Here is a 23,159-nt window from a genome sequence, read left to right on the forward strand (position 1 = left end):
TGTTTTTGGTTTTATTGAATTTTATGTAATAATCTATTTAATTCAGTTAGTTCACTTGAAGTGAGATTTGATGTCACATTTTCTTCGGTAGAATTAACGATGCCATCAAGCTCTGTTAATTTATCAAGACCTGTTTTTGTAATGTAAATTTCAATTTTTCTTCTATTGTTTTTACATTCGGTGCGCTTAACAAAGTCTTTTAAAATTAACTTATCGATCAAACGTGTTGTGTTACTCATTTTATTTACCATGCGCTCTTGCACATCTTGTAAATTCATGGGATTGCCTTTTTGACCTCTCAAAATGCGCAATACATTAAACTGTTCCATTGATAAGTCATGAGGTTTTAAAACCGCTAATAATTCTGTTTTGATTGCAGTGTTCGCCAAAAAAACATTGATTACGGTTTGCCTTGATAATGGCAAATCGACTTTCGTTTTTAATCTTTCATTTAACTCCTTCATATACAACAATTGTATAGACAAATGTAATGCGATTTTTGAATGTAGATTCTAATATTATGTTAAATTTAATATCGTGATAGTTTTGATGATTAACTTTAGAGTATGAAATTGAAAATTATCACTTTAGTGCTTCTGTTTTTTTACTTCGGAAATGTGACCGCTCAGGTAAATCCTTCCGAAGAAAAAATGAAAATAGCGACCGTAAAAGATTTGAAGGTTCTTAACTTTAATGAGCTGGAGTCATACCTAAAGTCTAAAGATGATAATAAAACTTATGTCGTTAATTTTTGGGCAACGTGGTGTGCACCATGTGTTAAGGAGTTGCCTTATTTTGAAGATTTAAATTCAAATTACTCCAGTAAAAATGTTGAGGTTATTTTGGTGAGTCTTGATTTTCCGAAGCAAATAGAAACAAAGCTCAAATCTTTTCTTGAAAAACGACATTTAAAAAGTGAAGTAATCGTATTAAATGATGTGGATTCAAATACATGGATTCCCAAAGTAGATAAAAACTGGTCTGGGGCAATACCAGCAACAATTATATACAATAGTAACAAGACAACGTTTTATGAGCGTTCTTTTAATTACGAAGAATTAGAAAATGAATTAAAACAATTTATTAAATAAAAAACTATGAAAAATACTTTTAAAATAGCAATGGCATTAGTTGTAATGCTTACTACATCTGTTTTTACAGCATCAGCTCAAGGTTACGATATTGGAGATATTGCAACAGATTTTAAATTAAATAATATAGATGGGACAGAGGTCTCAATGGCAGATTATGGAGATGCCAAAGGATTCATCATTGTATTTACATGCAATACATGCCCTTATGCAGTAGCTTATGAGGATCGTATTGAGGCATTAAACAAAAAATACGAAGATAAAGGTTACCCAGTTATAGCGATCATGCCAAATAATACTGATGTAAAACCTGGTGATAGCATGGAAGCTATGAAGGCAAGAGCCAAAGCAAAAGGATTTACATTTCCATACTTGATGGATGAAGGACAAAAAATCTACCCACAATATGGAGCAACAAAAACCCCTCATGTCTATATTTTGGAGCGTACGACAAAAGGTCATGAAGTAAAATATATTGGAGCAATTGACGATAATTACCAAGATGCAAGTGCAGTTACAGAAACATATGCTGAAGATGCAGTTGACGCTTTACTATCTGGCAATGAAGTTCCTGAGAAAAAAACGAGAGCAATTGGATGCTCTATTAAGGTTTAAAGAGACCAAAATATTAGAATTTAAGAATCCGAAGTGTAACACTTCGGATTTTTTTTTCGTCTTTAAATTAAAATATCATAAAGAAACGTTAATTTTGCATGATTATTGATGTATAAAAAAGTATGGCAGATTTATCACAACAAGAATGGACCTCTAAATTAAATGCAGATGAAAATGCAGTAATTCTAGATGTTAGAACACCAGAAGAAGTAGCGCAAGGAATGATCCCAAATGCTATGGCAATCGATATTTATAAAGGTCAAGGTTTTATTGATGAGATTGAAAAATTAGATAAAACCAAAACGTATTATGTGTATTGTAGATCTGGTGCACGAAGCGGTCAAGCTTGCAGTGTCATGAATCAATTAGGATTTAAAAATGCATACAACCTTACAGGTGGCTTTATGGAATGGCAAGGTGAAGTCGCTTAAACTCAAAAATCAATCAATATGAAAAACAAGATTTTAATGTATTGTATAGTGCTTTTTGCACTAACATTTAGTTGTGAGAAAGCAACTCAAAACGAGGTAATAATGGTTTCTGCGGAACAAATGCAAGAACTCATAGAACTTGAGGATATTCAAGTTGTAGATGTAAGAACTTCAGAAGAATATAAAACAGGCTTTATTGCGCATTCGCAAAATATAGATTACCTCTCACCAACGTTTGAAGAGGATTTGACTAAACTGGATAAGTCTAAACCAATACTTGTATACTGCAAGTCTGGTGGACGAAGCGGAAAATGCACAAAGAAATTACAAGAGGCAGGATTTGTTAAGATTTACGATTTGGAAGGAGGCATAGCCCAATGGAAATTTCATGATCTCGAAATTAAAAAAAATGAATAATTAAAAGAACCGAACATAACGTTCGGTTTTTTTATTTTATAATCTGGGGTATATGTTAATCAAGTCCAAATGAAATCGATTAATCCTTTAGTTTTTTTTAAATTAGCCTCTTTCAAAACCTAATCATATCTAATGAAGAATTTAATTATCTTGATTTTTAGTTTATTAGTGTATTCAAACACTGTAAATTCTCAAATTTTAGAGCCCGTTAAATGGAAAACTACCGTAGAGAAAATATCAGATACCGAGTATGATCTCATATCGTCCACAACAATTGAATCTGGTTGGCACTTGTATTCCCAAAACGTGCCAGAAGATGGGCCAATCCCAACAACATTCTCATATAAGCCAAATTCAGATTTTGAAATAATCGGAAACACTTCGGAAGAAGAAGGTCACACTGTTCAAGATCCTGTTTTTCAGATGAAGATTAAATTTTTTGAGGACAAAGCAGAGTTTAGACAACGCATCAAAATCTTAAATCAAGAACTATCTGTCGTAGAAGGTGAGGTTGAGTTCATGGCATGTGATGATGAGAAATGCCTTCCGCCAGATTATGTTGATTTACAGTTTATTATAAAGTCAGACAATAGTTTAGGTCAAAACGAAAATCCTGGGATTTTAGAACCTGTAAAATGGACCTCTTCCGTAGAAAAAATATCAGATACCGAATACATTTTAGTGTCAAAAGCAACTGTTGATGACCATTGGCATTTATACTCTCAAGATGTGCCAGAAGATGGACCAATTCCAACCACATTTGATTATATGTTGGGAGAAGGCGCAGAACTCGTTGGAGAAACTATAGAGGAAAAAGGCATCACAGTAGATGATAAGGTCTTTGAGATGAAGGTGAAGTTTTTTGAAAATTCTGCTGAATTTAGACAGAAGATTAAGTTGTCTAACAAAGATCTCAAAACAGTAAAAGCCGAAATTGGATTTATGGCTTGCGATGACGAAAAATGTCTGGCTCCAAGTTACGTAGATTTAGAATTTGACCTCACCAAAAGTAGTGTTGCAAAGAGTGTTATGACTTCTGGAGTTGATAAAAACGATAGTAATAAAGAAGGCTTATGGACGATTTTCCTTTTAGGATTAGGTGCAGGTTTTATCGCTTTATTTACACCATGTGTTTTCCCGTTAATACCAATGACAGTTAGCTTTTTTACAAAGCAAAGTAAAAATAAGGCTGAAGGCATAAAAAATGCAATTATCTATGGGTTAAGCATCATCGTTATCTATGTGATATTGGGAACAGGTGTCGTTGCTATATTTGGTGCGAGCGCAATTAATGAGTTTTCTACCAGTGTAGCTTTTAATCTTATATTCTTTGTTATTCTCATGATTTTTGCCATTTCCTTTTTGGGAGCTTTTGAAATTATGCTGCCAAATTCTTGGGCTAATAAAATAGATAGAAAAGCAGATAAAGGCGGTTATACAGGCATATTTTTTATGGCATTGGCATTAGCAATCGTATCGTTTTCATGTACAGGACCGTTTGTAGGAAATATTATTGTACTCTCTGCTTCAGAAGGTGGATTGGCGCCAATGATCGGGATGTTTGGTTTCTCTCTAGCATTGGCTTTACCGTTTGCATTGTTCGCAGCATTTCCAGGTTGGATGAACTCACTGCCAAAATCTGGAGGTTGGTTAAATACAGTAAAAGTTGTTCTCGGGTTTTTAGAGTTGGCGTTTGCTTTTAAGTTTTTGTCAAATGCAGATTTGGTTTCACAGTGGCACATTTTGGAAAGAGAAGTATTTATCGCGATTTGGATTGCGATTTTTGGAGCGATGGCGTTATATCTCTTCGGAAAAATCCAACTTCCGCACGATTCTCCTTTGAAGCATATTTCCGTAGGAAGACTTTTATTGGGACTGTTGACACTTACGTTTACGGTCTATTTAATCCCGGGACTTTGGGGAGCGCCTTTAAATCTCATTAGTGCTTTTCCGCCACCTTTAGATTATAGTGAGTCACCTTACGGAGTTGGAAATAGTAGAGGAGGAGCTGCATCAAGTACCGCAGATCATGGGGACTTGCCAGATGGAGGACATCTATTGGCACCACATGATATTTTAGCGTTCAATGATTATGACAAAGGGTTAGCGTATGCAAAATCTGTTGGAAAACCAGTGATGATCGATTTTACAGGTTGGGCTTGTGTGAATTGTCGTAAAATGGAACAAAACGTTTGGATAGAGCCCAGAATTCTTGATAAACTTAAAAACGACGTTGTACTTATTTCTTTATATGTGGATGATAAACGAAAACTAGAAGACGATGAGGTTACTGATTCTCAATTAAAACCAGGAAAAAAACTAAAATATATAGGTCAAAAATGGAGTGAGCTCCAGACCATAAAATATAAAACCAATACACAACCGTATTATGTATTGATGGATCATGATGAGAATAATCTCAATGAACCTGTTGCATATACGCCAGATGCAGATGAATATTATAAGTGGTTAGAGGATGGGATTGGGAAGTTTGAGTAAAACTTATGAAAAAGATTTTTGTCATTTTATTGATATTTCCTTGTCTTTGTTTTTCGCAGAGCGATATTTTCTTTTATACTGATGAAAATGGATTAATCTATCTTACAGATTCATTTTATGATTATTATAATATTGAAGAAGAAATTACAGAAGAACAAAAAACAATGATGGTCAAAGCTCTTGAAACTCATAAAAATTATTTTTATTCCGATGACACAATTTTATTAAATAAAATTAATTCTTACAAACAGATATTAGACATGAGTAGTTTTCTAAATAAGGAAACGCTTGAGTATTCTGAGAAACTATATAGTTATATTTCTGACGATGTCAGTTATAGGTATTATATATTTGACGTAATATATGATTTGGTATCAACTTATAATGAAATTGGTAAATATCATTTGGCATTATCAATTCTTGAAAAACATAAAAAGGTTATTGAAAAACATAAAAATTTCACTTGCGGAAATGGAGCTAAAATACATTATAATAAAGTTGGTTCTCTGTTTTTTGAAACATATAGAAATTTAAATTATACTGATGAAACTCTAATATATGGTTTCAAATATTTATTAAATAATAAAAAGTTTTCAAAAGAATTGGTAGAGGTCTTAGCTGAAAATTATTCTAAAGAAGATTTATTAAAAACTTTTTCTCAGTTAGAGGGTAGCTTTGTTGAAAACAACAATAAATCACTCTCTAATTTTCAGTATTTAAATTACAAAATCGATGTTGATGGTTTTTCAGGGATTTTTTGGTATTATAATAAGTCAAAAGGTCTAACAGAATTCGACCAACTAAAAAACATCTGGTTTTATAAAAATTTGGAAGCCTATTTGAATAAATAAAAAAAAGGCAATTTACTTAGATTGCCTTTTTTTGATGCTTAATTTAAATTTAAGCAGTCTGCTTCTTCAACTTATCCGCATGCATTTTTTTAAGCTTTGCCAATTTAGGGTCAATTACAAATGTGCAATAGTCTCGTCTTTGATTACTATTGTAGAAATCTTGATGTTCTGCTTCGGCTTCAAAAAACTCACCTAGTTCGCTGATTTCTGTAACAATTGGATTTTCGTAGTATGATGAAACTTCTTTCACTATAACTTCTGCAATTTCTTTTTGCTTGTCATCGTGATAAAAAATCACAGAGCGATACTGCGTGCCTACATCACCACCTTGACGGTTCAAAGTTGTTGGGTCGTGACTCGTCATGAAAATAACAAGTAGGTCTTCATAAGAAATAACATTAGCATCGTAAGTCACTTGCACAACTTCGGCATGTCCTGTTAATCCAGAACAAATTTCTCTGTATGTTGGTTTTCCAGGAACTGTTCCTCCAGAATAACCTGAGACCACTTTTTCAACGCCTTTAATTTGGTTATAAATGGTTTCAATGCACCAAAAGCAACCGCAACCTACGGTTAATTGTTCTATTTTTTTATCTTTTTTATGATCTGTCATTATTTAGTCTCCTCTACTTTAGAATCCAGTTGCATAGATTCAGAATTTATACAATAACGCAATCCGCTTGGTTCTGGACCATCAGGAAATACGTGACCCAAATGTGCATCACATGTATTGCACATCACTTCAACGCGAACCATCCCTAAAGACGAATCTTTATGGTATTTAATGGCATTATTTTTTATAGGTTGGGTAAAACTAGGCCAACCCGTTCCAGATTCAAATTTTATAGTCGAATCAAATAAAGGTGTGTCACAACAAATACAGTTGTATTGGCCTTCATCATAAATACTACATAGTGCGCCACTGTGAGGTCTTTCTGTTCCTTTTTGACGTGTGATTCTAAATTGTTCTGGAGTTAATTGTTGACGCCATTCGGCATCGGTTTTTTCAACTTTGTGATCTGGCTCAGGATTTCCATTTACTGAGAAGTTGATAATGTCTTTCCAAGTTAACATATGTGTTTTTCTTTCTGTTTTGTTAAATTTATTTTAATCTCTTTTAAGTCGTAAAATCTATTGTTTTATTACAAATAAAGTTACGGGATATTATATGGAGCATTCTTTATAAAATCATAAAATTTAAGAAATTGCATGGTAGAGTTTTTCGCCAATAAGATAACCTAAGCTCAAAACTAGTGGATACCCAATGAACAGCCATAAATAGTCTATAATGTTAATTTGAATAAAAGCGTTCCAACCATTATTACTGAGCAATTCTATAAAATCATACCATGATTTTAATCCTACTTTCACAATAACACCATTGGCGATTATGGCGATAATTAAAATACAAATCCCGATTATATATAGTTTGATCATAGATGTTGGTTTTGATCTGCTAATAAAGATAAACATCACCAATTTTGAAGTAACGTTTATCTTCATAATAATTAAAGGATGGCGAATGCCATCCTTTTCTATAATTTTTCAAGTTCTTTTAGAAGCTTTCGTAACTAAATTTTTGTCCGCCAACCGATGCTTCTGCCATCAATCCTGCTTTTGGGAGTGCAATTACTGCAACTCCATTTTTATATTTTGCTTTTTTTGCTTTTCCAGATTCTAGAACAACTGCAGAAACTCCAGCGTCAAATTCAAAATCACCATCCTTAAATTTTGCCAAAGCAGTTTCATCCTCAAAAAATATGACCTCAATTATTGCTTGTCCGCCAGCTTGTAAGCCAATGTTCAGTTTTTTTAATTTTGCCATCCCTTGTGCGACACCGTCCTCATAAAGCACACCATTACCTGCAGCAGCCCCAATTATTAAACCACCCTTACCAACGTTTGGGAAAATAACATAACCTGCAGAATTATCAAATAAGTCCTGCATGGCGCTGTTAGCGTCCAGGATTTTCATTTTAGCGTTTTCTGCATCGCTCATTATTTTCTTGTCGTCCTCGTTTTGTGCTATACCATTACTCGCAAAAAGCAATGTCGCAACTATTAAAAATGTTTTTAAAGTTTTCATGTTATTTGTTATTGTTTAAATTTAATACTTAAAACTACTCATCATTTGATAGAAAGGCTGTCACAATCACATTTAAAACTAACGTATTTGCTAATTTAACTGTTCATTAACAGTACATTGGGTGTGGATTTTGTTTTTAGCCAATTGAAAATTTATTGCATAGGCTCTAAAAAAAAACAAATCTTGTAAAACATCGATTCTATAATTTCGTTCGTATATAAATTGAATCAATCAAAACTGTTATGAAAATCAATTTCAAGTCCAAGTGGCTTAAACGATTATTATATTTTTTTTCCTTCGGAATTTTATCAGTGTTCCTTTTTTACATATCGGTTTATATCGGTCTTTGGGGTGCATTGCCTTCCGAAGAAAATCTAAAGGACATTAAACAAGCTGAAGCGTCACTTCTTTTAGATGCTGAAAGTGAACTCCTCGGTAAATACTTTATTTTTGATAGACAAGTTGTGAAGTATGAGGATTTGCCAAAACATTTGGTTGACGCCTTGGTTGCTACTGAAGATTCGCGCTTTTACGAACATAGCGGTGTCGATTACACAAGTTTGTTCCGTGTGTTTTTTAAGTCCATTCTATTACAAGATAATTCTTCGGGAGGAGGGAGTACGATAAGCCAGCAACTCTCCAAAAATATCTACGGAAGAGAGCGTCACGGGTGGTTTACCATGCCTGTAAATAAGGTTAAGGAGATGATCATCGCTAAGCGTTTTGAGCGCATTTACTCTAAGCAAGACATCATAGCGTTGTATTTAAACACGGTTCCCTTTAGTGAAAATGTCTTCGGAATTGAAAGTGCTTCCCAGCGTTTTTTCAGTAAAAAAACAAGTGATTTAACATTAGAACAATCTGCAACTTTGGTTGGTACGCTTAAAGCTCCCCATGGTTATAATCCCAGATTATTTCCCGAGCGAAGCCAACTGCGACGCGATGTGGTTTTACAGCAAATGGAGAAATATGGCTATATCGACGAGGCAGTTAAAAAGACGTCCAGCGATATGCCTTTAGAAACAGATTATAAAAAATTCAGCTATACCGATGGTACTGCACCTTACTTTAGAGAGAAAATACGATTAGAAGTAAAAACCTTGCTCGATAGTTTAAATACTGCAGACAAAACCACTTTTGATCTGTATAAAGACGGATTAAAAATACACACCACACTTGATATAAACATGCAGCGCTATGCAGAAAATGCTATGAAAGAGCATATGAAAAAACTGCAAAAGCAATATGAGGATGCCTACGGAAAAAATGCACCTTGGTTAAAGAACAACAACTTTATAGAGAAACAAATCAAGAGTTTAGCTTTATATAAAAAACTAAAAAAGAAAAATCTATCTGATAAAGAGATTATGGATAGCCTAAATGTGAAGACCAAGTTCACTGGTTTTTCCTGGGATGAAAACGCGGTTTTTGAAGGTTCGGTTTTAGATAGTTTAAAGCACAACTTAAAATTTCTAAATGCTGGTTTTGTTGCTGTAGATCCAAAAACGGGAGCGATTAAGGCCTATGTTGGAGGTATAGATTTTGAGCATTTTAAATATGACCACGTATCTGTTTCGAAACGCCAAGTTGGTTCTACATTTAAGCCTATTGTTTACACTACAGCTTTAGAGAACGGGATAGAACCTTGCACATATTATCCTGTAAAAGAAGTGACTTACACCAATCAAAAAAACTGGACACCAACCAATGGCGGAAAAGAAGAAACCGATAGACATCTCAATTATTCATTAGAAAAAGCGTTGAGCGAATCTGTAAATACCATTGCGGTAAAAGTGCTGGAAGACGTTGGGATCAAAACTGTAATAGATCAAGCTAGAAAAATGGGAATTACCTCAGATTTGCCAGAAGTGCCCTCTTTAGCCTTAGGTACTGCGGAAATGTCAATGCTAGAATTAATTGGCGCTTACACAAGTTTTGCAAATGACGGGAGAGTTTCAAAACCATTTTATATCACTAAAATAGAAGATAAATTTGGGACGGTTATTTATGAAAGTAAAACCAAAGAAGCATTGCCTGAGGCTTTTTCTCAAGATACTCGACAATTAATGGTAGAAATGATGAAATCTACAATCAATGCGGGAACAGCAAAACGAATGCGTTCACAATATGGATTGAAAAATGATCTGGCAGGAAAAACGGGTACAACGCAGGACAATAAAGATGGTTGGTTTGTAGGTGTAAGCCCTAAACTTGTAATGCTGTCTTGGGTTGGTAACGATGATCATCGTATCGGTTTTAGCAACACTGGGATTGGTCAAGGTGCAAATTCTGCATTGCCAACGGTGGCGCTGTTTTTAAAGCAAATGAATGCAGATAAAAAGTTTAATGACATAACCTCTGCTACTTTTGAGAAACCATCAGAAGATGTTATAAACGCCTTAGCTTGTGAGACTGAAAAACGCGACGGTTTTCTAAAACGTTTATTCACAAAAGACCAAAAGGAACGTGAGTTTGATACGTCTTCCGAAGAAAAGGAAAAGAAAAATAAAAAAGGGTTATTTGGTTTCTTGAAGAAGAAAAATAAAAATGACGATTAACTGGAATTCTTTATTACATTTGCAACTTCAAAAAAATATATTATTAACTCACGCTCAATAACCTTGAGAAAAAGGAATTGAGTACAGACCCCAAAACTTTATGAAAAATTTTAAATTTAACTTGCTAGCGTTATTAGTGATTTTTAGCATCGGCGTTACATCTTGTAGTTCTGACGATGATGCTGGAACTGTAGATTCTGATACGTTTATTAGAATCACAATTGATGGAACAGAGTATAACTTTACAAATATAGCAACAGCAGAGTCCTCAGTGGTAACTTTAAATGGAAATAATGGAGATGGAATATCCAATTCTGGAGATACCCAAGTAGCATTATGGTTTCCTGTAGATGCTGAAATTGGAACTTTTGATGTTGATGATACCTTTGAATCGACACATCAAGTATCATTTACATCAGATTCTTTAGGGTTTGGTTTTGATTTTGCTGAAAGTGGAACGATTACATTTACCCAAGTAACTGGAGAATACTTTGAAGGTACATTTACAGCTACAATAACTAACAGCGATAGTGAAACAATTACTCTTGAGAACGGTTCTTTTAGAGGATTTACTATAGACTAGACAGATAATACGACATTTTAAACTGTGTCGTAATTGAGTATATTAAAAGGGCAATTCCTAATTTGGGAATTGCCCTTTTTCTTTATTGATCATTTAAATGGGATTATAATTCTTCAATTTTCCGAAGAAAAAGAAATCATTATCTAGCGAGAATTTTAAAAAAGCATTTAGTTGATACTAATTACTTAAAACGAGTTTCTCACTCTTCTTCCTTACTTCCTTTTTTATCGTACTCTGTGATTTTCTTGTCTTGCTTTTTATCTGATTTTGCAATGTCTTTTGCGTGAGGTATTGGATGCTTTCCAACGGTCTCTTCGTAATTTGGATCTTTCATAATATTATTTTTAAAGTTTATTACTCTTCTGAATCTGTGAAGCTAGGGTCTACACCATCTTTGGTGGATTGATCTTTTTCGCTGTGTACTTTCTTGCTTCCGCGTGCGGTTTTGGTACTTGAATCGGGAATATCGCTTCCAGATGTTTTTTTATTGCTTTCGTCTTTTTCCATTTCTTTGATATTTAAATTAGAGAACTGAGTTTAATTGACTGATTTTTGATACGTATATTTTTAAAGTTACGTTTATTAAGCTGATTTTTCTATAAAATATTGATGTAAACTCGTTTGAGTTACATTTTTTTAGAATAAAGCACAATCGAGAAAAGCTACTAGTTTTTTGTTCTTTTAATGAACACAATTTTAGGTTTTAGCCTTAAAACATAATTATATGCTTGTTTATAATAGTGTTTTATAAAGCATGAATGATTTACTAAATAGATTAAAATGAAGGTGAGCTTGATTTGTCTTCCGAAGAAAATGAAAGAAAAGAAAAAAAGGAGCATTTGGATTTTTTAATGTGGAAAGACAAAGATTAACAAGTTGAGTTTTTAGATTGTATCTATTAATTTGTAATTTGGCTTCATCTAACCAATCGCAATACTTTCATTTTATTACTAATTGAAGAATTTGAAAAAAATCCTCTTTTTTATAACTTTATTAGTTTGCAGTGTTTTACACGCGCAATCCAGTTTGGATTCTCTTATTGGTGTACTTGAATTTAAGATGGATAAGAGAGCTGTTTTTGATCAAGAAAAAAAAATACGCATAAAAAATCTCGAAGCGCTTTTACTTTCTACAACAAATAGCCAAGAAAAATATAATATTCTAAGTGATATTATTGATGAATATAGATTTTATAGTTTTGATAAGGCTCTTGAGTATATTGAAAAAGCAATTGAGATTGCCGAAACACTCGACAATAGTTTGTATTTAACCAAAACCAAACTTGAGTTAAGTTTGTTGTTAGTAGATTCAGGAAGGTATAAAGAGTCTATTGATGCTTTAAACGAGATTAATAGGGATTCTCTTCCAACTTCCCTGGAGAACGATTATTACATAGCTTATAAAGAGGGATATTCTGGTTTAGAATATAATACCACTGTTAAACGAGCTAAAATTCGCTATTCTAAATTATATGCAGCCTATCAAGATTCTTTATATTCTAGATTGGATGCAAAATCTGAAGAAGCTTTACGATTAAAGGAAAAACAGTTAAGGGATTCCAGAAAACTAGATGAGGCTTTAAAAGTAAATTCCCAGCGCTTGAAGGATTTAAAAATTGGTGTTCGTGGTTTTTCATTAATCACATTTGAGCGCTCATTATTGTATGAACTCAAAAATAATCCTGAAAAACAAAAAGAGTATTTAATTTTATCTGCTATATCAGATATAGAGGCCTCTGTAAAAGATAATGCCTCAATTGGTAATTTGGCCAAAATAATGTTTGCTGAAGGAGATATTGATCGTGCACATGATTATATAAATTTTTCATTTGATGATGCCCAATATTATAATTCCCAGATTCGTTTTGTGAATATTGCCAATAGTTTACCCATGATCACGAAAGCATATGAGGAAAGAAGTGAAATGCAAAAGGATAAACTTCAAAATTCATTATTGTTTATAAGTGTACTGGCAGTATTTTTAACTATTGCAATTTATTTGGTGTTTAAGCAGTTGAAAAAATTATCAGTTGCCAGAAATAAATTAAAATCTGCCAATAAAAAACTGAATGAATTCAATTTAAAACTAAATGCATCTAATGAAGATTTAAAACGTCTTTATGAAGAACTTTCAGAATCTGATAAAGTGAAGGAACACTACATTGGCACATTCTTAAATCTATATTCAGAATACATCACAAAATTGGATGTCTATAGAAAACTAGTTAGAAAATATGTTAATGCAAATCAAATGAATGCATTACTGGAGTTATCAAAATCAAAACAGTTTGTAGATGAAGAATTAGAAATATTCAATAAAAATTTTGATAGCTCCTTTTTGCATATCTATCCAGATTTTGTAAAACGCGTCAATGAATTACTAAAACCTGACGAACAAATCATTTTAGAAGACTCGAGTGCACTTAATACAGAACTTAGAATATTGGCACTTATAAAATTGGGAATTACAAACAGTTCTAGAATAGCCAAGATTTTAAGATACTCAGTTAATACAATTTACAACTATCGCGCAGCTGTAAAAAGTGCTTCTAAAGACAAGCTTATCTTTGAGGATATGATAAAAAGTATTCAATAAAATTTCATAATTAATTTTTTTTCTTCCAAAATATCCATTATCCATTAAAATACCCATCTATTATTGTGTATTATTCATAAACAAAATCCACTTATTTGATTATAAGTGTTTTTTATAAATAATTGAATATTAGTAGGTTGTGCAATATTATTTATTCTGAAATTCCACTTTTTTGTATAATAGTATTGTTATGAGCACTCAATGTGTGTAAATTGCTACAACGTTTTCGAAATACTAATTAACCAAAAATGAAACGCTAATATCAATGAACATTAAAGGACTAAAATTTATTTCAATTCTTTCGATTTTTATATTTCAGGGAATTGTAGCAAATGCACAAAATACTGTGTCGGGTAAAGTAACAGATGTTAATGGAGTTCCCTTACCAGGCGTTTCAGTGATCGTAAAAGGTACAACAACAGGAATGAGTACCGATTTTGATGGTATATATACCATTAACTCTGATTTTTCAGAAGACTCAATATTAACATTTAGCTATTTAGGATATATAGCTCAAGACGTACCCATAAATGGGCAATCAAAAATCGATGTTACCTTAGAAGAAGACGTTAGCGCGCTAGACGAAGTGGTGCTAGTTGGTTATGGTTCTCAGCTTAAAAAAGATATTACGGGATCTGTTTCAACTATAGACGGTGAATCTTTTGAATCAAGACCAAATACTCAAGTGGGATCTTTAATACAAGGGCAGTCTGCAGGAGTGCAGATAGTGCCTAATTCAGGAAAGCCTTCAGCAGGATTTAGTATAAGAATTAGAGGTACGAATTCTATTAACGCTGGTAGTGAGCCTTTATATGTTGTTGATGGCGTTCCTACTACAGATACAAGATCAATTAACCCTACTGATATTGATGCCATAACCATTTTAAAAGATGCTTCATCTACCGCTATTTATGGAGCACAAGGTGCCAATGGTGTTGTATTGATAACCACAAAACGTGGTACAACATCTAAACCAAAAGTAACATTGGATATGTATACAGGGTTTGCACAAGTGTGGAATACTTTACCAGTATTAAATGGAGAGCAGTATAGGGATTTAATGACAGAACTAGGTTTGACACCACCAGGAGGTTGGGATAGCTATACAGAGCGAACAGATTGGCAAGATGAAATCTTTCAAAATGGATTTTCTCAAAACTATCAAACATCCATATCTGGTAGAACGGAATCAACAAACTATTATATATCTGCAGGTTATCTATCTCAAGAAGGTGCAGTAAAAAGTGCAGAACTTAACAGAACAAATTTTAAGATAAATATAGATCAACAAGTTAATGATTGGCTTAAAGTGGGATCTAGAATTGCTTATACAGAGTATAGAGATGTAGATGTTAATGACAATAATAATGTGAATTCAGGAGGTGTGCTTTTAGGAGCTTTAACCACTCCTTCAATCATTGGTGTTTTTAACGATGCAGGTATGTTTACTAGTAACCCATTTCAAAATTGGGAAAATCCTTTGGCAAGTACAGATGGTCTGGATAGGGAATTTAGAAGTCAGCGTTTTTTAGGAAATATTTATGTAGAAGCTCAAATCGCAAAAGGTCTATCTTATAGAATCAATTACGGTATTGACAATAATAATGGAATATTCGATTCGTTCTTAGATCCCTTTAGAACGGGATTTGGTGTTGCTATTGAAGGTCAAAGTATTAATAATACAAATAAAACTTCTTATTATATCGTAGAAAACACATTAAACTATAAGAGCGTTTTTGGCAAACATAATGTTGAAGCACTTATAGGATCTGTAAATCAAAAGTTTCTTTTTGAGAATAGCTCTATACAAGCACGAGGTTATGCTAGTGCAGCAATTACGACACCAAATGCTGGTATTCCTTTCTCTTCATCAGCTAGTAAATCTGAAAAGGCAAACTCCTCTTTTTTAAGTAGAGTGAATTACAGTTATGACGACAAGTATTTACTAACAGCTAATTTTAGAGCAGATGGCTCAAGTGTATTTGGACCAAATAATCGTTGGGGATATTTCCCTTCGTTCTCTTTAGGTTGGAGAGTTTCAAATGAAAACTTTATAGCAGACGATTCTTTTATTAACGACTTAAAGTTTAGAGCAGGTTGGGGAATAGTAGGAAATGATCAAATTAGAAATTACGCCTATTTAGGTCTTGTTGGTAGTGGTGCAAATTACCCATTTGGTACTAGTGCGCAGTCAGGAACATTCCCAGCATCCTTAGAAAATCTAAAATTAAAATGGGAAGAATCCCAACAAACCAATATAGGTTTAGATCTTAGTATTTTTGATAATCGCGTAAGCCTTACTGCAGATGCCTACGTTAAGAATACAACAGATTTGTTGCTGGATGCACCTTTGCCAACATCGACAGGTTTTAGCAGTGCATTTCAAAATATTGGGGAACTTCAAAATAAAGGAATTGAGTTTTCAGTAAATACCGTCAACTTTAAAAAAGATAATTTTTCTTGGAACACAGGTTTCAATATTTCATTTAATAGAAATGAAGTCATCAGTCTTGCAGGTACAGAACTTTTGGGAGGAAGTATTGCAGGAGGTAGAGGTGAAGCTAGTCTAGTGCGAGTAGGAGAGCCTTTAGGATCCTTATTTGGTTATATTTTTGGAGGTGTAGATCCAGCAACGGGAGATGCCTTTTACATCGATCGAGATGGAAATTCAACTTTTACACCTAGTGAAGATGATAGAACAATCATAGGAGATGCAAATCCTGATTTTTTCTACGGAATAACAAATACATTCAATTATAAAGGTTTTGGTCTTTTTGTTTTTCTTCAAGGATCACAAGGAAATGATCTGTTAAACGCAACACGCATAGAAACTGAAGGAATGATTGATCCTAAAAACCAATCCATAACCGTTTTAAATCGTTGGAGACAACCAGGAGATATCACAGATATTCCTAGAGCAAGTTTTGGAAACAGTGATAATTCTAGAGTATCTACAAGATTTATAGAAGATGCATCTTACTTAAGGATGAAAGCAATTACCTTAAGTTATAGCCTACCGCAAAGTGTATTGGAAACTTTAAACATAAGTAATCTTAAAATTTATGCTACAGGAGAAAATATTTTTACTATTACAGATTATTCTGGGTTTGACCCAGAGGTAAACGCCTTTGGTGGAAGCAATACAGTTAGGGGAATCGATTTTGGAACCTATCCTCAAACTAGAAATTTAATTTTTGGTTTAAACGTTACATTTTAAAAAAAAAGCTATGAAAACATTAAAAATCTTAATCTTTTTTCTAATAACAATCGTAACATTTTCGTGTGATGATTATTTAGATTTAGAGCCAATTTCCGAAGAAACAAGTGCAAACGCATATGATAGCGCAACTCAAATTGAAGCTGCATTGGTTGGAGCGTATGAGTCCTTTCAATCTTCAGAGTATTATGTTTGGGACAATATTTTATTTCAGGATGTACGATCAGATAATTGCTATGCAGGCGGAGATAACCCAGAGATATTTCAAATCGATTATTTAGATATTGAGCCAACACATTCTCGTTTATTTACACATTGGTCTAATATATACAATGCTATTTCTAAAGCAAATTTGGTTTTGGACCGTGTAGACTTAGTTGAAGATCAACTATTGACAGATGAGCGAAGAGAACAAATAAAAGGTGAAGCTTATTTTTTAAGATCATACCATTATTTCACATTGGTTAAACTTTGGGGAGGCGTACCTTTGATATTAAGTCCAGTAACATCAACAGAAGCAGAAAGTGTAAACATACCTCGATCTTCAATTGAAGAGGTGTATGCTCAAATTACTTCAGATTTGGAACTAGCTGCAACGTTGCTTCCAGACGTTTATGGAAGTGATGCAAACATCAATAAGGCAAGGGCTACAGCTGGAGCAGCGCATGCATTGGCAGCAAAAGCATATGCACAACAACCTTCCCCAGATTATACAGCAGTGTTGCAACATATAAATGATGTGGAGAGTAGCGCAGCAAATTATGTATTGATTGAGTATAGTCAGCTTTTTGATGGTAATAACTACAATAATGCAGAGTCGATTATTGAAGTGCAATATTTGGGAGGTAACGAAGGTAATTATGGGCCACAATTATTATTGCCACCATCTATAAGTGGCGATAGCTGGAGAAAGTTTGTGACACCATCAGTAGATATCGTAAATGCTTTTGATGCTGAAGGCGATACCGTAAGAAAAAATGCTTCAATCCTATTTGAAAGTGTACAATGGGTTGATGAATTTTGGGGTAATAATCCAGGTAGTTCGATACCGTTTAGCTATAAGTGGAAAAATGCAGATGGGTTTGCAAGTTCAGACCGACAGTATTTATTGCGATATGGAGACATTGTTCTTTTAAAAGCAGAGGCTTTCAATGAACTCAATCAATTGGGTTCTGCAATTTCCGAAGTCAATAGAATTAGAGACCGTGCAGATTTGCCTGATCTTACAGAGGCTCAAAGTAACTCACAAGAAACTTTGAGAAATACCATTCTTAAAGAACGTCGATTAGAATTATTTGTAGAAGGCCATAGATGGGATGATCTAGCGCGTTACAACGTGTTGGTCTCAACTATGAACAACTTAGAAGAAATTGATTTAAGAAACGGAAATGCAGTTAATTATAACATGACCGAAGCAAAGAAACTTTTACCAATACCACAGCAGGAGTTGGATAGAAATCCTGCATTAGTTCAAAATCCATTATAAAAAATAATTCCTATGAAAAATAAATATTTACACATTGCAACGTTAGTTGTAATTGCATTAATCGCTTTAGTGTCTTGTGACACTGAGGATAACCTTCAACCAGAAGGACAATGGACGCTGAGTATGCCAAACATTTTGGCACCAACGTCAGACGATGTTATCGTTTTAGATGAAACTACTCCTAATGAAACTATTACTTTCAACTGGGAAGCTTCGCAATCATCTGCAGGCTATGCAGTGACCTATGAGGTTTTGATTGATACTCTAGGCACGACAGATTTTAGTACACCAATTTTATCTATTGAATCTTCAAATAATGGTACAGAAACTTCTGTTTCTATAAGTTACGAAACGATTGATCAATTACTATCGTATTCTGGATATCAAGCTAACGCAGAAGCGAGTGTCTCATTTGCGGTTAGAGCCAATAGTTTAAGTAAATCTGCTCAATCTACAGGTGGATTGAATGTTATTCGTTTTGAAAATGATGAAATAGCTCCTAGGCTTTTCATTTCTGGAACCGCAACAGAGAATAATAATATACTCTCTGAAGCTATAGCTTTAAAACGCCTTACAGATGCTAACGGAACAAACTCAAATATTCATGAAGTGTATACTAGTCTTGTAGCTGGCGAAACCTATAAATTTTACAGCGAACGTTCTTTACCTGCATTACAATATGGAGGGAGTGATGGTGCTTTAGAATTATTTGGATCAGGTATTGTTGCAGAAAATTCTGGGCAATATAGAATAAGAGTAAATCTAGATACAAACACATACGAGTTGTTGCAAATTGATTTTTGGAGCATGGTAGGTACACCGGTCTTAGGAGGTTGGGGAGGAGACCAACCTTTAAATTATCAAGGTAACGGTATTTGGAGTGCATCTATAAATCTTTTAGAAACTGGCGGATTCGCGTTTAGAGCAAACGGAGACTGGGCATATTTACTAAAACGAGAAGTTGGAACTCCAAATACGGTAGTTCTAGAGAGTGATGCAGAAAATCAAGGTGTTATGGTAGAGGATATTCCAAATAACCAAATTGGTTTATATGTTGTGACTTTAGATCTTTCCGCAGAAAATTATTCCTTTTCATTCGAAGAAGATAATACAGTGGTAGAGCCAATAGCAACTCCAGAGCAGTTGTTTCTTTTTGAAAATGGAACAATGGTCATGGAATTTTCAAAAAGTGGAGATGTGTTTAGCATCAGTGAATTTTTACCAATGCAAGCAAGTAGTACCTATAGTCTAAATAGTGCAATGGATGGTTCAGGTATTTCTTATTCTGTAAACGGAATTCTTGCAGATAGCGCAACACCAGATGGAGATAGTGTGTCAGACGCTATAACGCTGGTTGAAAATTCCAATACCTTCACTTTAGTGACCGATAGAGCATTAAGGCTTAATATAGATTTTAGTGTACCACAATTGAGTTGGACGTATTACAATTTCAAGTTGTTCCATTGGCAAGTTTGGGAAGAACGTACAGAAACATTAATGACCTATTTACATCCAAATACATTTACAGTGACCACAAGTTTAAATGCGGGCTTTGATACCAAGTTTATTAGTCCTTATGATTATGATCTAGGGAGTGATGATCCAAGTGCTTCAACAGGAAACCTTATAAATGCTGGTGGATCTAATCTTTTAAACATTGATGAAGATGGCACTTATACCTCTACGATCATATTAGAAAATGATTACCAAACAGGGACTTACGAGTTTATTCAATAATCAAATTAAATAAGAGTTTAAAAAATGAAACTACTTAATATCAATACTATGAAATTTTTAATTGTTACTCTATTTATATGTTTAGCGCAATCCTGTAATGATGATGAAACACCAAACTACTTGCCACCTGAGCAGGCAGATGTTGACGTTGAATTCTATTTGACAACAGCAGATAAGTCAAGTCTCATCCAATTACAGACTAATAATATATTCCCGTTATCTCAAAATAATAATGTAACAATCTCTGTAAATGAGAACCAGACATATCAAGAAATGGACGGGTTTGGGTTCTGTTTAACGGGTGGAAGCGCTCAACTTATTAATAATATGTCTTCTATAGATAGAAACAATTTACTAAATGAGCTCTTCGGAAATGGGCCAAACAGTATAGCTACGTCTTATTTGAGAATAAGTATTGGAGCTTCAGATTTAGATGATAATGTATTTACATACAATGATTTACCATCAGGAGAAACCGATGAAAACTTGGATAATTTTTCCATCAACCCAGATATGGCAGATTTAGTACCTGTACTTAATCAAATATTAGAAATCAATCCTAATATCAAAATTTTGGGATCACCTTGGACAGCACCTTTATGGATGAAAACAAATGAAAGTTCTGTTGGAGGAGAGTTGAAACCACAATATTACTCCACGTACGCAAATTACTTTGTAAAGTACATCCAAGCGATGCAATCTCAAGGTATTACAATTGATGCGATTACTGTTCAAAACGAACCTGAAAACCCATTCAACAATCCAAGTATGGTAATGAATGCAGCTCAGCAAATAGATTTTATTGGCAATCATGTTGGTCCTGCATTTGCAAGTGCTAATATTTCTACTAAAATCATTGCATTTGATCATAATCCAGACAACACAAATTATCCAATAGCAGTACTTAATGACGATACAGCAAGAGAGTATATTGATGGATCTGCATTTCACTTATATGCAGGTCAAATTAGCGATCTAAGTGTAGTCAAAAATGCGCATCCAGATAAAAACATCTATTTCACAGAGCAATGGATCCAAGCACCAGGAGATTTTGATAGTGATATTAGATGGCATCTTAGGGAGCTAATAATTGGCGCGACAAGAAATTGGAGTAAAACAGTTTTAGAATGGAATTTAGCAGCAAATCCAAACAATGGTCCATATACAGATGGTGGTTGTACAGAATGTTTGGGAGCAATTACCATAGATGGAAATAACGTGACTAAAAACTCAGCATATTACATAGTGGGACAAGCTTCAAAATTTGTACCTGCCAATTCTAAACGAATAGAGTCTAACTACATTACTGATCTTCCAAACGTAGCGTTTTTAACTCCAGATGACCAAATAGTTGTCATTGTATTAAACAATACAGATACGCAAAAGAATTTTAATATTAACGTACAATCCGAACCAGTCACAACAATATTGCCTGCAGGTTCTGTTGGGACTTATGTTTGGTAATTTAAATTATATATGTTAAAAAAATATATCATAATATCATCTATTTCTTTTGTATTGTACTCGTGCAATACCAAGTCGAATAGTAATGATGTCGCATTAAATGAAGTTGAAACTGAAACTAAAGCAGAGAAAGAAAAAATCTCGTTTTTAGGAAAAGAAGTAAAGGTTTATACAACTGCCCAGGACACAGATAAAAAATTATCATTAGAAAATGAGACGTACACATTTTCAAAATCTAAACAACCTCTAGAAACAGAGATTGGAGTATTTGTAAATCCTGAGAAACAATTCCAAGAATTCCTGGGTATAGGTGGCGCAATTACCGATGCTTCTGCTGAGGTCTTTTCGCAATTAAGCACAGACAAGCAGGAGGAGTTTTTGAAGGCTTATTTTTCCGAAGAAGGTATTAATTACAATATTATTAGAACCAGTATCCATAGTAGTGATTTTGGTTTAGGAAGCTTTACTTACATCGATGAAGGGGATAAGGAATTAAAAAGTTTTTCTATTGAGAAAGATCGTGAAAAGCGTATTCCTTTAATCAAAAGAGCAATCGAACTTGTTGATGAAGACCTCGTTTTTTATGCAAGTCCATGGAGTCCTCCAGCGTTTATGAAAACCAATAATCATATGCTTAAAGGCGGTAAGTTATTGCCAGAATATTATCAAACCTGGGCAGACTATTTTGTGAAGTTTATAAAAGCTTATGAGGATGAGGGAATCCCGGTTTGGGGAGTGACCATTCAAAATGAGCCCATGGCTACACAACGTTGGGAATCTTGTATTTATTCTGCGGAAGATGAGCGTGACTTTCTAAAAAATAATTTGGGACCAACTTTTGAAAAAAACGGACTGTCAGATAAGAATATAGTGGTTTGGGATCATAACCGTGATCTTATTTCACATAGAGCCAATACTATTTTTGAAGATGAAGAAGCTTCAAAGTATGCTTGGGGTATTGGGTTTCATTGGTATGAAACTTGGACTGGAGGAGAGCCGAAATATGATAATCTAAAAAATATCAAAGAATCTTTTCCGACGAAAAACTTATTGTTTACAGAGGGATGCCAAGAGAAATTTGATGCCACTCAATACCAAAGATGGTCTAATGCAGAGCGTTATGGTAATTCAATGATCAACGATTTTAATAGTGGTACAGTGGGTTGGACAGATTGGAATATTCTTCTAAACGAAAATGGTGGACCAAACCATGTACAAAATTTCTGCTTTGCACCAATTCATGCAGACACTAAAAACAATGAGTTGATTTTTACGCCTAGTTATTACTACATTGGGCATTTTTCAAAATTTATAACCCCAAAAGCAAAACGAATAAGCACGACAGTGAGCAGGAGTACTCTAGAAAGTACTTCTTTTCAAAATTTGGATGGTAAGATCACAACTGTTGTTATGAATAAAACTGATGAGGCTATCAATTACAAATTAATAGTAGCGAATGAGACCATTAGTCTCAATATCCCTCCTCATGCTATGCAATCATTAATCTATTAATCATAAAAAAAATAAAT

21 protein-coding genes are annotated in these 23,159 nt (G+C 33.9%); 14 read left to right on the forward strand and 7 right to left on the reverse strand.

Annotated features, from left to right (window positions below; translation table 11 throughout):
* Positions 1–11 precede the first annotated feature (11 nt).
* The gene (locus GQ40_RS01410; RefSeq protein WP_047545087.1) at positions 12–464 is read right to left on the reverse strand and encodes a MarR family winged helix-turn-helix transcriptional regulator; all 453 of its coding nucleotides are present in this window, start codon (positions 462–464) and stop codon (positions 12–14) included.
* 102 nt (positions 465–566) lie between these two features.
* Between GQ40_RS01410 and GQ40_RS01415 the strand changes: the two genes are divergently transcribed.
* The 6 genes from GQ40_RS01415 (at position 567) to GQ40_RS01440 (ending at position 5,904) form a co-directional block, all read left to right on the forward strand.
* Positions 567–1,091 (forward strand): TlpA family protein disulfide reductase, encoded by a 525-nt coding sequence (locus tag GQ40_RS01415; protein WP_047545089.1) that lies wholly within the window; start codon positions 567–569, stop codon positions 1,089–1,091.
* A 6-nt stretch (positions 1,092–1,097) separates the two neighbouring features.
* On the forward strand, positions 1,098–1,706 hold the full coding sequence (locus GQ40_RS01420; protein WP_047545091.1) for a thioredoxin family protein: 609 nt from the start codon (positions 1,098–1,100) through the stop codon (positions 1,704–1,706).
* Between the two features lie 122 nt (positions 1,707–1,828).
* Positions 1,829–2,137, forward strand: coding sequence for a rhodanese-like domain-containing protein (locus GQ40_RS01425; protein WP_047545093.1), 309 nt, complete (start codon positions 1,829–1,831; stop codon positions 2,135–2,137).
* Positions 2,138–2,155: 18 nt separating this feature from the next.
* Complete coding sequence (locus GQ40_RS01430; protein ID WP_047545095.1) at positions 2,156–2,554, forward strand: rhodanese-like domain-containing protein; 399 nt, start codon at positions 2,156–2,158, stop codon at positions 2,552–2,554.
* 132 nt (positions 2,555–2,686) lie between these two features.
* Complete coding sequence (locus GQ40_RS01435; protein WP_047545097.1) at positions 2,687–5,053, forward strand: protein-disulfide reductase DsbD family protein; 2,367 nt, start codon at positions 2,687–2,689, stop codon at positions 5,051–5,053.
* A 5-nt stretch (positions 5,054–5,058) separates the two neighbouring features.
* Positions 5,059–5,904 carry a hypothetical protein gene (locus GQ40_RS01440; protein WP_047545099.1) on the forward strand — a complete coding sequence of 282 codons (846 nt, stop codon included), beginning with the start codon at positions 5,059–5,061 and terminating at the stop codon, positions 5,902–5,904.
* A gap of 49 nt (positions 5,905–5,953) precedes the next feature.
* Here GQ40_RS01440 and msrA read toward each other — a convergent pair whose 3' ends face one another.
* The 4 genes from msrA to GQ40_RS01460 all read right to left on the reverse strand — a co-directional run bounded on the left by msrA (position 5,954) and on the right by GQ40_RS01460 (position 7,990).
* A complete protein-coding gene (gene msrA / locus GQ40_RS01445; protein ID WP_047545101.1) occupies positions 5,954–6,517 on the reverse strand; it encodes a peptide-methionine (S)-S-oxide reductase MsrA in 564 nt (187 codons plus the stop codon).
* Positions 6,517–6,978, reverse strand: a complete 462-nt coding sequence (gene msrB, locus GQ40_RS01450) for a peptide-methionine (R)-S-oxide reductase MsrB (RefSeq protein ID WP_047545103.1) — start codon at positions 6,976–6,978, stop codon at positions 6,517–6,519. The genes msrA and msrB overlap by 1 nt, the downstream gene beginning before the upstream one ends.
* A 123-nt stretch (positions 6,979–7,101) precedes the next feature.
* On the reverse strand, positions 7,102–7,341 hold the full coding sequence (locus tag GQ40_RS01455; RefSeq protein WP_156115492.1) for a hypothetical protein: 240 nt from the start codon (positions 7,339–7,341) through the stop codon (positions 7,102–7,104).
* 118 nt (positions 7,342–7,459) lie between these two features.
* Complete coding sequence (locus GQ40_RS01460; protein ID WP_047545107.1) at positions 7,460–7,990, reverse strand: lipid-binding SYLF domain-containing protein; 531 nt, start codon at positions 7,988–7,990, stop codon at positions 7,460–7,462.
* A 242-nt stretch (positions 7,991–8,232) separates the two neighbouring features.
* On the opposite strand from GQ40_RS01460, the gene GQ40_RS01465 reads away from it, so the two are divergent.
* Positions 8,233–10,548 carry a transglycosylase domain-containing protein gene (locus tag GQ40_RS01465; protein ID WP_047545109.1) on the forward strand — a complete coding sequence of 772 codons (2,316 nt, stop codon included), beginning with the start codon at positions 8,233–8,235 and terminating at the stop codon, positions 10,546–10,548.
* 100 nt (positions 10,549–10,648) lie between these two features.
* Positions 10,649–11,131, forward strand: a complete 483-nt coding sequence (locus tag GQ40_RS01470) for a hypothetical protein (protein ID WP_047545111.1) — start codon at positions 10,649–10,651, stop codon at positions 11,129–11,131.
* A 199-nt stretch (positions 11,132–11,330) separates the two neighbouring features.
* On the opposite strand, the gene GQ40_RS17850 is transcribed toward GQ40_RS01470, so the two are convergent.
* Complete coding sequence (locus GQ40_RS17850; RefSeq protein WP_262501125.1) at positions 11,331–11,465, reverse strand: hypothetical protein; 135 nt, start codon at positions 11,463–11,465, stop codon at positions 11,331–11,333.
* 20 nt (positions 11,466–11,485) lie between these two features.
* On the reverse strand, positions 11,486–11,638 hold the full coding sequence (locus tag GQ40_RS17525; protein WP_156115493.1) for a hypothetical protein: 153 nt from the start codon (positions 11,636–11,638) through the stop codon (positions 11,486–11,488).
* Positions 11,639–12,094: 456 nt separating this feature from the next.
* On the opposite strand from GQ40_RS17525, the gene GQ40_RS01475 reads away from it, so the two are divergent.
* The 6 genes from GQ40_RS01475 (at position 12,095) to GQ40_RS01500 (ending at position 23,142) form a co-directional block, all read left to right on the forward strand.
* On the forward strand, positions 12,095–13,726 hold the full coding sequence (locus GQ40_RS01475; RefSeq protein WP_156115494.1) for a DUF6377 domain-containing protein: 1,632 nt from the start codon (positions 12,095–12,097) through the stop codon (positions 13,724–13,726).
* A gap of 265 nt (positions 13,727–13,991) precedes the next feature.
* Positions 13,992–16,943, forward strand: a complete 2,952-nt coding sequence (locus tag GQ40_RS01480) for a SusC/RagA family TonB-linked outer membrane protein (protein WP_047545115.1) — start codon at positions 13,992–13,994, stop codon at positions 16,941–16,943.
* Positions 16,944–16,953: 10 nt separating this feature from the next.
* Positions 16,954–18,429, forward strand: coding sequence for a RagB/SusD family nutrient uptake outer membrane protein (locus tag GQ40_RS01485; protein WP_047545117.1), 1,476 nt, complete (start codon positions 16,954–16,956; stop codon positions 18,427–18,429).
* Positions 18,430–18,441: 12 nt separating this feature from the next.
* The gene (locus GQ40_RS01490; RefSeq protein ID WP_047545119.1) at positions 18,442–20,166 is read left to right on the forward strand and encodes a SusE domain-containing protein; all 1,725 of its coding nucleotides are present in this window, start codon (positions 18,442–18,444) and stop codon (positions 20,164–20,166) included.
* Between the two features lie 24 nt (positions 20,167–20,190).
* Positions 20,191–21,630: a glycoside hydrolase family 30 protein gene (locus GQ40_RS01495; protein ID WP_047545121.1), complete on the forward strand. Its 1,440-nt coding sequence runs from the start codon at positions 20,191–20,193 to the stop codon at positions 21,628–21,630.
* 12 nt (positions 21,631–21,642) lie between these two features.
* Positions 21,643–23,142, forward strand: a complete 1,500-nt coding sequence (locus GQ40_RS01500; protein ID WP_047545124.1) for a glycoside hydrolase family 30 protein — start codon at positions 21,643–21,645, stop codon at positions 23,140–23,142.
* Positions 23,143–23,159: the final 17 nt, after the last annotated feature.

Origin of the sequence: Psychroserpens sp. Hel_I_66, from assembly GCF_000799465.1 — a bacterium.
Taxonomy (GTDB): domain Bacteria; phylum Bacteroidota; class Bacteroidia; order Flavobacteriales; family Flavobacteriaceae; genus Psychroserpens.